At 56.9% G+C, this 2,613-nt stretch carries 2 protein-coding genes; both read right to left on the bottom strand.

Going from position 1 to position 2,613, the window contains the following annotated elements; translation table 11 throughout:
* Positions 1 to 874, bottom strand: an 874-nt coding sequence (locus WS91_RS34250) for a nitroreductase family protein (RefSeq protein ID WP_197422268.1), incomplete at its 3' end; no start/stop codon positions are given.
* Positions 875 to 1,526: 652 nt separating this feature from the next.
* Complete coding sequence (locus WS91_RS23290; protein WP_081989385.1) at positions 1,527 to 2,384, bottom strand: DNA-binding protein; 858 nt, start codon at positions 2,382 to 2,384, stop codon at positions 1,527 to 1,529.
* Between the last annotated feature and the right edge of the window lie 229 nt (positions 2,385 to 2,613).

Genomic DNA, 2,613 nt, shown 5'->3' with positions numbered 1-2,613 from the left:
GGCAGCCCATATCCAAAAGCGCGACGCGGTAGGCACGGGAGTGCGGGTACTTCCACCACATCTTGTCGAAACGGGACGTCATAAAAACCCCGAATGCCAGGTTCTGGGCAAACATTTGTGCGCATAGCAAGCGACCAAGTGTGTTGCCGTCGATATCGTGCGTTACTAACGTTAACTGATGCGTACTCGCGCGATAGTGATAGATTCCGGCCCGCAATCCATCCACATGCAAAGCGACCAGATACGCCTCGCTCGGATGCAGCGACCCGCCGGAAGGGGACGTTCGTCGGTAACCGACCGGTTGGAGTCCTGCAGCCCGCATGTCTTCACGCGTGTCGCCGTGGACTGTTCCGAATGTCCAGTAGAGAGCATCGGCCACTGTCTGCAGCGGTATCGTCTGCGTGACGAAGGAGCGACTAGTGCGTCGCTGCATCAATACTTCAGTAAGGCCTGGTGCAGTGGGAAATTTATGCCGTGCGACTGGGAGTTCGAACAATTCTCCCTCGCGTTGATACCTCGTTTCCGGAATTTTGTCGCTTATCGACGCACAGTAAGCAACGTATCCCTCGTAGCCATCATCGACTGGTAGATGAGCGCCGTCCTCCAATACGATCTGCGTGCCTATATGAAATATTTGCGACAGACAGTCCCAGCCCCAGTCTTTGAAATTCCGTGAGTCATCCTTCAGGATTCCGCTACCTATAATTTCACTATCGATCACGGAGTCCGAAACAGCAGCGCCTTGAGAGAACTCGAGAAGACGTTGTACATGGCCTGACGATATTTCGTACTGGTCATGCTGCCTGTAATCCCACAAAATCAATTTTCCATCTATTATTTTAATAAAAAAAAGAGGGTTGGATTTGATTTCCATATGACTGGCCGAAGAGGATACGACTTTCCTATCCGATGGCTGGTACACAACAGCCATCGGGCTTTCATCAGCAATACATCAACGTTTTACTTCTGAGCAGCGCCGATCGGTGACTGATAGGCATCATTCGATTGACAGGACAGCGATGGCTCGATGCCAATTTTTTGCATCTTGACAGGAGCACCGATCGGGCTCTGATATGCATCGTTCGATTGGCATGAAAGGGTAGGTTCAATATTAATCTTCGTCATAACGATATCCTGTAAGGTAACCAATATATTAAGAAGAATTAAAGCGCTCGCCAATGCGAGCGGAAATCATCATACCAATTAGTTTGACTTGGTGGTAGAGATTTCGCCGCGGAATCCCAGAAATTTCCGTCACTTGAGTTTCAGCCCTGCCGCGAGTGGGTCGAGGTCGATTTCGCTGTCGCTTTGAAAGGTGTAATGTCCGTTCAGCAGGATATGCCACAGGCCGCCGGCGACGTCTGCTTGAGCTCCGCGCCCGCACTTTGGTGTTGCCGCTGGCCGCCCATTTCGTCGGTAGGCGCGACCAGTTGCCGGTCGGCTCTTCTGACAGGCTGGATTGGGTACTTCTCATACAGCGCGGGAACACAGATCTGCCTTTGGGGATCAACGGAACGGAAAGGCAATCAGGTCGCCTTTGTTCGGTGGCTGGTTCGTGCCGCGGATGATTGGCTGAGTTCGCCGACGAGTCTTCGCGTGATTTCTGCTTCTGTTTCAGCGCGTCCGGCGCGCGACTGTGCTTCCTGCAGGAGCGATCGGGTGCGCGCCAGTTCGTCGATCGTGGTGTGATACTGGTGAACGGCGGTTTCAGTCTGTTGGTTTGCAAGGCCCAGTTCCGTGCGCGATGTGGCAAGTGTTGCGGCGTGCTGGACGGCGATGTCCTTGAGGTGGTCCTTCGCTGCTGCCAGTTGCGCGCGCAGTTCTTCGAGGTGTTTCTCGCTCTTCTGGCGGGCCGTGCGCTCCTGGTCGATTTCCCGCAGGGCACGTTTTTCGTGAGCAAGCGCGCGTGTCTCGGCGGCTTCGGCGCGCTCCCGTGCGTGCTCGAGCTCGATGTCGAATTCGATCTTGAGCTGTGCACGCTGATGCGACGCGTCGTCAAGCTGACGGCGTGTCTCTTGCAGACGGGCGTCCGTAGCCGCGTGTGCCTGCCGCTCGGCGGATAGCGCCTCGCGACTTTCTGCAAGCTGCGCACGACCTGCATCAAGCTGGGCCTGAGCGGTGACCACTTCCTGTTGCGCCGCTTCAAGGCTGACGATAGTCTGATCGCGGATGGCTTGGGCTTCGTGAGTCTGGTGCCTCGCTTCGGCGCGTAGCGCGGCAAGCTCCGTCGTGGCCCGCTCCGAGGCCGCCCGCCAGATGGTCAGCACCGCCTCGGCGGCAACCTGCTTCATGACGTCGGGCAGATCCGGGTGGTCAATTTTCACGCGCGTCCTGTCGCGCAGATCCTGCCAGAAACGGTTCAGCACGTCGGCCGGCGTGCTCATGCTGCCCTTGCGCACCAGGCTGTAGAGCCGGCTGGCTGTCGGCGTCACGCCGTAGCGGAAGTTCGGGATTCGCGGAAGTCTGACCTGCGTGTCGACCCGCCGCAACCTGCCGCCCGGTGTGTTTCTCGGCATGCCGGTCTCGATCCGGCTGATGACCGACCGCGGACAACCGCATATGGTGAACGCGATCATCAGCGACGTCCAGATCGGACAAAGCGACGGCGAACTC

Source organism: Burkholderia sp. MSMB1498 (assembly GCF_001526245.1).
In the GTDB taxonomy this organism is placed as follows: domain Bacteria; phylum Pseudomonadota; class Gammaproteobacteria; order Burkholderiales; family Burkholderiaceae; genus Burkholderia; species Burkholderia savannae.
Note: the sequence above shows the minus strand (reverse complement) of the source record. Positions and strands in the feature narration are given on the sequence as shown.